The organism is Undibacterium sp. GrIS 1.2 (genome assembly GCF_040544435.1).
Classification (GTDB): domain Bacteria; phylum Pseudomonadota; class Gammaproteobacteria; order Burkholderiales; family Burkholderiaceae_D; genus Undibacterium.
The window spans coordinates 1-7576 of record NZ_JBEONP010000098.1; the positions used below are offsets into that span (position 1 = coordinate 1).

The 7576-nt window shown below is 42.7% G+C and carries 6 protein-coding genes; 3 read left to right on the forward strand and 3 right to left on the reverse strand.

Translation table 11 applies throughout. The annotated features are described in order from the left end of the window. The first annotated feature begins 176 nt into the window (after positions 1 to 176). On the forward strand, positions 177 to 1667 hold the full coding sequence (tnpC, locus tag AAKU61_RS21620) for an IS66 family transposase (protein ID WP_354335604.1): 1491 nt from the start codon (positions 177 to 179) through the stop codon (positions 1665 to 1667). Positions 1668 to 1784: 117 nt separating this feature from the next. Here tnpC and AAKU61_RS21625 read toward each other — a convergent pair whose 3' ends face one another. From AAKU61_RS21625 to AAKU61_RS21635, 3 genes are all read right to left on the reverse strand, one after another. Further along, the gene (locus AAKU61_RS21625; protein WP_354335606.1) at positions 1785 to 3890 is read right to left on the reverse strand and encodes a catalase; all 2106 of its coding nucleotides are present in this window, start codon (positions 3888 to 3890) and stop codon (positions 1785 to 1787) included. Between the two features lie 338 nt (positions 3891 to 4228). Further along, positions 4229 to 4750: a hypothetical protein gene (locus AAKU61_RS21630; protein WP_322121731.1), complete on the reverse strand. Its 522-nt coding sequence runs from the start codon at positions 4748 to 4750 to the stop codon at positions 4229 to 4231. A 25-nt stretch (positions 4751 to 4775) separates the two neighbouring features. Beyond that, a complete protein-coding gene (locus tag AAKU61_RS21635) occupies positions 4776 to 5195 on the reverse strand; it encodes a BON domain-containing protein (protein ID WP_322121732.1) in 420 nt (139 codons plus the stop codon). 734 nt (positions 5196 to 5929) lie between these two features. On the opposite strand from AAKU61_RS21635, the gene AAKU61_RS21640 reads away from it, so the two are divergent. Next, positions 5930 to 6133: a hypothetical protein gene (locus tag AAKU61_RS21640; RefSeq protein WP_322121733.1), complete on the forward strand. Its 204-nt coding sequence runs from the start codon at positions 5930 to 5932 to the stop codon at positions 6131 to 6133. Positions 6134 to 6505: 372 nt separating this feature from the next. Further along, positions 6506 to 7315 (forward strand): Crp/Fnr family transcriptional regulator, encoded by an 810-nt coding sequence (locus tag AAKU61_RS21645; protein ID WP_354335609.1) that lies wholly within the window; start codon positions 6506 to 6508, stop codon positions 7313 to 7315. Positions 7316 to 7576: the final 261 nt, after the last annotated feature.

A 7576-nucleotide genomic window follows, 5' to 3' on the forward strand; every position in this document is an offset into this window, starting at 1 on the left:
CTACCTGTAAAAATAATCGTATTGATGAATTGCTTCCGCTGCGGGCAAAATCGGTTATTTGCTGATCGTCTAGGTGGGTCTGTCGGACGCATACGCTGTAGTGCCGAGGCCACAAAGATGTAAACGTCTGTAAACGTCTTTGATCAAATCACCTCGGGTCTGGCACACTTCCAGACATGAGCTTTGTCGCCACCATCGAACAATACACCAAGGAACAGCTGGTTCAGCTGCTGATCCATCAGCAGGCAATGAACGCCAAACTCACCCATGAGCTGGCCATTCTCAAACGTCAGAAATTTGCCGCGACCAGCGAAGCCTATACCGGAGAACAACAGCGTGAACTGTTTGAAACTCTCGACGTCGACTTGGCCGCCGTCGCTGCCGAAATTGAGCAACTGGCGCTGGCCAATCCCGCGGCAGAACCAACCAAGCAACAACCCAAGCGTGTCCGGCTACCGGCAGAACTGCCGCGCACCGATATTCATCACGAACCGGATTCCACGCTGTGCCGGTGTGGTTGCCAAATGAAACGTATCGGTGAGGACGTGTCCGAGAAACTCGATTACCAACCTGGCGTGTTCACGGTGGAACGTCATGTGCGTGGCAAGTGGGTCTGCCATCAATGCGAAACACTGGTGCAGGCACCAGTTCCTGCGCAGATCATCGATAAGGGTATCCCGACCTCCGGATTGCTGGCTCAGGTGTTGGTCGCCAAATATGCTGACCACTTGCCGCTGTATCGTCAGAGCGGCATCTTCGAACGGGCAGGATTGGCCATTCCCGACTCCACGCTGACCGAATGGGTAGGCCGCTGCGGCGTGGCGCTCCAGCCATTGGTGGATGCGCTGAAAGAAGAATTATTGACCCACCCGGTACTGCATGCCGATGAGACGCCGCTTCCAATGCTCAAACCCGGGAACGGCAAGACGCACAAGGCCTATCTGTGGAGTTATTGCAGCACATCACTAAGTAGCATGAAGGCGGTGGTCTTCGACTTTGCCGAAAGCCGGGGTGGCAAGCATGCCGAACAATTCCTGGATCGATGGCGGGGCACCCTCGTCTGCGATGACTTTCCAGGTTACAAAGTGCTGTTCAGATCCGGTATCACGGAGGCAGGATGCATAGCGCACGCGCGGCGCAGATTTCATGAACTATGGGCGAATCACCGCAGCCAGATCGCGGGTGAAGTGCTGGATTTGTTTGCCAGTCTATATGGCTTGGAACGAGAAGCAAGCTTGCTCAACGAAGACCAACGCCTGACCATTCGTCAAACGCAGGCCAAGCCAGTTGCAGATGCACTGCATAAGTGGTTGCTGGTCCAGCGCCAGCGGGTGCCTAGTGGCGGCGCTACCTTCAAGGCAATCGAATACAGTTTGAATCGCTGGCCGGCGTTGACACATTACCTCAACGATCCCCAGGTTCCGATCGATAATAATTGGGTTGAGAACCAGATTCGTCCCATCGCATTAGGACGCAAAAATGGGATGTTCAGTGGAAGTCTGCGCGCCGGCAAACGTGCTGCGGCAATGATGAGTTTGATTCACTCAGCTCGGCTCAACGGCCACGATCCCTACGCTTACATGAAGGACGTCCTGGAAAGGCTTCCGTTACATCCATTCAGTCGCATTGGCGAATTGCTCCCTCATCGCTGGGAACCCGCTCAATAATTTCCATCATCAAGATAATGCCAGGTCAACCTGTGTTGGCCAGGCGCTTACAATTGGCTTCTTTTTTTATATTTTTCTAAAGAAAATATAGCTAGCAAAATCAACTTATCAAAACTATTAAATCGCTGGGTGAAGTGATTTTTCACGGCTCCATTGGCGTGTCTTTGCCGCAGACAAAAAATCTGGTATTTTGTCGATCGATATTACTCCGGCATCCTTTTCTATTCCAGCCGTTTCTAATAAAATTTTACTTCCATCATCAAAAGCAATCGCCTTAAGATGGCTATATGCATCTCTGATGAATGAAGTCGTGGCCATATCTTTTTGTAGTTTTTTCCCAGCTTCTTTGGATAGGATCGTGACGATCGCATCAAACATGACTGATGGATTACCTGCAAGTTGTCCATCAATTTTGGCTTCAGTCGTGTCAGATAAATAGATGCCGTTAATTTTTGGAGCAATAGTCTTGTAAGTTGCGCCTGCTTTAATAACTGCCGTTTGAACAGTTTTTAAAATCTCTACATCAGATCCATCAGAAATCAATATCCCGATGACTCGTCCTGATAACGTCGATTTCATTTTGTCGATTAGCCCAACCGCGGGGGTTAAAGGAAGATCAACAACTGGTGCTGCGATATCAGGCGCTGGTGGTAAATTTTCCATGCCCAAACCATTTGCTACACGCAATGCTAGATCACCGATGATGTGCCTTAGATGACCGACCATTGCTTCTCGAATATGTGGATGCTCAACTTTTGATAATTCAAAAACAAGGGCAGAGATAATATGCGATTGTTCGTATTTATTTTGACTCAAATAAAATTGGCGCGCCTGGCTATAGTGATCGGCAAAGCTTTCTGGTCGAATCCTCCCTTTGGTTCCACTGAGCTGTTCAGACATACTTTTAAAGCCGGTTGTAGGCTGCTCACGCGGCGACGTCGTCGATAGCGTATTGGGTTCATAAGACACTCTGCCAGTGGGTTGCGCCATTTGCATATGGCCATCACGTTGATGATTCCCAAACGGACATTTAGGCGCATTCACAGGAATTTGATGGAAATTAGGTGAACCTAGTCTGGATAGCTGCGTATCGAGATAAGAAAAAAGACGCCCTTGCAATAAAGGATCGTTTGAGAAATCAATGCCTGGGACAACATGAGATGGACAAAAGGCAACCTGTTCGGTCTCAGCGAAGAAATTATTTGGCCATCTATTGAGAACCATCCGTCCTATTACTTTCAATGGAACTAGCTCTTCAGGAATCAGTTTAGTGGCGTCAAGATGGTCAAATGGGAACTGGTCAGCCTCTTCTTGGGTGAAGAGTTGTACTGCTAATTCCCACTCGGGGAAATTACCCACACTGATGGAATTAAATAGGTCGCGACGATGGAAATCGGGGTCTGCTCCAGCAATTTTAACGGTTTCGTCCCAGATGGTAGATTGAAGTCCTAATTTAGGTCTCCAGTGAAATTTCACAAAAGTTGAATTACCGTCCTGATCAATCAAGCGAAAAGAATGAACCCCAAACCCTTCCATCATGCTTAACGATCGCGGTAGTGTCCGATCTGACATAATCCACATCACCATATGCATTGCTTCCGGTGTAAGCGAAATGAAATCCCAGAACGTGTCATGCGCGGTAGCGGCTTGTGGAAAACCACGATCAGGTTCCATTTTGACTGCATGGATCAGATCCGGAAATTTAATCGCATCTTGAATGAAAAACACGGGAATGTTATTTCCAACTAAGTCCCAATTACCCTCGGATGTATAGAACTTGACGGAGAATCCTCGCACATCTCTTGGTGTGTCTGCAGAACCGGATCCACCTGCTACAGTCGAAAATCGCGCAAACAAAGGTGTGCGAATATTTAATTTAGTAAGAATTTTTGCCGTCGTAAATTTCTGTAGGGAGTGAGTTAATTCAAAAAATCCATGAGCTCCAGTTCCTCTTGCATGCACAATTCGTTCTGGTATCCGTTCATGATCGAAGTGAGTAATCTTTTCTCTCAAAATAAAATCTTCTAACAGCGCAGGACCGTTAACTCCTGCCTTCAACGAATTTTGATTGTCAGAAACGACTACGCCTTGATTTGTCGTGAGGTCAGAATGTTTTTTTTCCGCGATCTGATGTAACTCCCCGCCATTGCCAGTCGATTTAGGGGTTACCTTACGATTAATGTCAGTTTCTACTTTAGGGATAGATTTCTTAATGTTTGGCATGGTTGGCAACCTCTAAAAAAAGTCGGTTTGAATAAAATAAGTACTGAACAACAATAAAATGTAGATCCATTTATTATTTTTATCACCATAAACCATACATTTGAAATGGTATGTGCGGAATCACACACCACGATTTTTTATTCGATCACTTGTAAAGCCTATGTATTTGTCAAAGAGAAAAAAACTCTAGTATTTCGTAGAGATTTTTAATCAGATTTTCACAGCACACTAGAAAAATTCCGTCAGCTAAAATTCATCACATGCGTTAACTGACAGAACTATTTTTCGAATAAGCTTAGCTAGACAATGAAATAATTCAACCGTTAGTTGTCGAGCTATTAGTTAGGAACTGAAGCTTCAGAGGTCGACTTAATATCTTCGGCGCCAGCGTTTTGAAAAATTTCCTTAACCGTTTTAACTTGTTCGTGATTTTCAGTATGAACCGAAATCAATACATTCCCATTTCTAATCTTTCCGTCAAATAGTTTCGCTTCATACTCGGGAATTCCCATGCCAACCAAAGCACCTATAATACCGCCGGCGGCAGCGCCAACTGCGGCACCACCTAGTGCAGCCATAATTGGTCCAGCGGCGATAAACGGACCCACACCTGGTATTGCTAAGGTACCGATGCCAGCGAGCCAGCCTAGGATAGCGCCAGTTCCCAAACCGGCTATACCTCCAGTGGCAGTTCCTTCTGGTACTTTCGTATTTTGTTCATGGGCGAAATCCCGAGTACCGCTTTGATCAGGGAGAAGGACAGAAATCTCCGCGCTACTAAATCTTGCCGATTTGAGATGATCGACAATTGATTCTGCTTGTGCTCTAGTTTGAGCGATACAATAAACTGCATTTTTCATGATTTTCTCCAAACAAGTAATTGAATTAGTTAGTTTTAACGTCTAGCTGATCATCGATTGATTTGACACCCGGAGTGTCAAGGGTTACTTTTTCTAATTTGACTTTTTCTTCTTTATTTTTAACTGGCCCACGCAATGTAACAACGCCGTCTGAAGTCATAATTTTTATGTTGTGGGCTGACATTGAAAGGGACTTCTCATGGACGATATTGCGTCGCACTAGAGACAATAATTTCCTGTCTCCTGCACTGTTGGATTGATCTTGAGGTGTTGCAGTTACGTTTGATTTATCTCTCACATTCATTTCGGAATTATCAACATTCGATGCGCTTTTCGTTTCAGACCGCATCGGTGCTACAGGCTTATCTGCAGCGAACGATAAGAACGGTGTTGATATAAAAAAAAGTAAAGCGACGCCTTTTAAACTCTTAGATACAGATTTCATTCCTATCTCCTCGTTGATACCCGAGAATGGGTATGTATTGAGCTTAGTCAGTCTGGGTTAGCCTATCTGTGCGGTATCTCACTTTTATCCAATAAAGTAGTGTGATAACCGTAAAAAGTTTTTTTAAAAGTGCATTGGAGTAAGTAGTCCTCGCAACTATCATTTGCAAGTGGCAATAAAATCCAAACACACGTCGTGAATAAAACGATTAAGAAGTTTTCAACTTCTATTTTTAAGGATGAATATCGCAAATAATTGTATCTATCTAAATAATTTTTCTGATTATGTAGACTAATATTTCCATCCAATAAGCCCCAAACGCTATTGGTGTTAATTGCCCTTCGTCTACTTTAGTTTCACAGAAAATAATCAAAATTAAGAGTAGAGCCGCGCGTAGGAAAGTTAGAAATCGAGGGTTTTTATCCACTAAATTAAATTTATTCTTCTACGCTAAATTAGTACTCGTACGTTCTCTAAGGTGAGATATTTCTAGATTTGAATTTTTTCATTTTTCAAAAGATTGCTCTTACTTTTTATAAATTTCTATTAATCTGCGAAGAAAAATCTGTTTGAATTTTATTGCAATGGGTATCCAGAAAAATATCTTTTGATGTTGGATAGCGAACAGATAAACCATTTAATGTGGGCTATGTTGGATCACTTGCTGGGATCACGTTTGTTCTGGCTTGTAAAATGAAATTCAAAAAACTTTCTATTATTGAGGATCAAAAATCATGACTAACACTAAAGAAGCTAGCACCCTACATAAACAAGCCGCGACCGATCATCAAGAGGCAGCAAAAAACCATTTGAAAGCCGCCGAATCCCACGAAAAGAACAAAGTGAGCGACGCGAAGGAGAGCTCAAAAAATGCGATGGGATGTTGCGCTACAGCGCAAAAAAGTACTGAAAAAGCCTGTCACTCTTCGTCAATGTGATTAATAAATTCAGAGTCTAGTTAGGCTTAAATCAAATAAATAGTTTTTGATTTTTGACGAAGCTAAATAAGAAATAAAGGCTAGCCAATCGCTAGCCTGTTTTGATTCGGAAACAAGTTGGACTGACAAAAGTAATTCGTTGGTTCAATCGTCAGTTAATAAAAAAAGGCAGTTCTCTACCAAATCAATTTATTTATCCATAGACACTATTGATCTGTGCGAACTTTGCGAGTTTTAAGGAAATAGTTCAAATTTATATGAGATTTTAATTTTGATTAACTATCTCTCAATTTGTGTTATTCAAAAGGACAGCGGTGTATTTGCTAGAGCGACGCCATCTGTGTTTTTTCGCTCATAAAATTATTGCCTCACATGATAGGCTCTGACCCTTCAGCCAAAATATCCACTTCGCGTAATTGTTCACCGCAAATAGAAACTATTCTTAATGCAGATCCCCATAACCCCAGACAAAATCATCTTCTAGCTGCATTTCCTTTGGATGAATTTGATCGCCTTTTTGCCCATTTGGAATTGGTCTCTTTATCTGTAGGAGATTTTCTGATTGAAGCAGACAAAGGTTTTAAATTTGCGTACTTTCCAACCACAGCAGTTGTATCCTTTATGTACATATTAGAGGATGGAACAGCTGCAGAAATAGCTTCCGTTGGGAAAGAGGGAGTAATAGGAATTTCCTTAGTTTTGGGTGAAGAAACGACACCAAGGACGGTAGAAGTCCAAATTGCAGGATTTGCCTATCGACTCAAAGGAACAATATTAGCTTCTGAATTCAGTCGTGCTGGTCCAGTATTACATTTGTTGCTTAGGTATAGTCAGGCACTAATCATACAAATGACTCAAATTGCGATATGTAACCGATACCACTCTGTTGACCAACAAATATGCCGATGGTTGTTGCTCAGTTTAGATCGATCAACAAACGATTTGCTATATATGACACAACAAGTCATCGCAAATATGTTAGGCATAAGACGAGAAAGGGTCGTCATGGCTGCCAGAAATTTACAAAAAGACGGACTTATTCATTACAGCAGAGGCACCATAGAAGTTTTGAGCCGTCTAGGATTAGAAAAAACTGTTTGTGAATGCTATGGAGTCATAAGGACAGAATTAGATCGGTTGAAATCTGATGTTCCAATGGATAATATTATTTTGAATGCCTAATGCCACTCGTCAATACTGGAGAAAGAATAGGTAAGTGAAATGATTGGTAATTTTTAGAAATTTATTCTGATGTCGAAATGCTCAAATAATAAAAATAAAACTGAGTATTATGATGGTAAAAAATTTATGTGAGCGATAACGCACAGACAAACTTCTTTTGACGATGTGGTAATCCCCCCAGCAAATAATCGGACTTATAAGTAGAATTTTCTAAATATGATTTTTAGAGGTTTTACATGAAGACATCCCGTTACACCGACA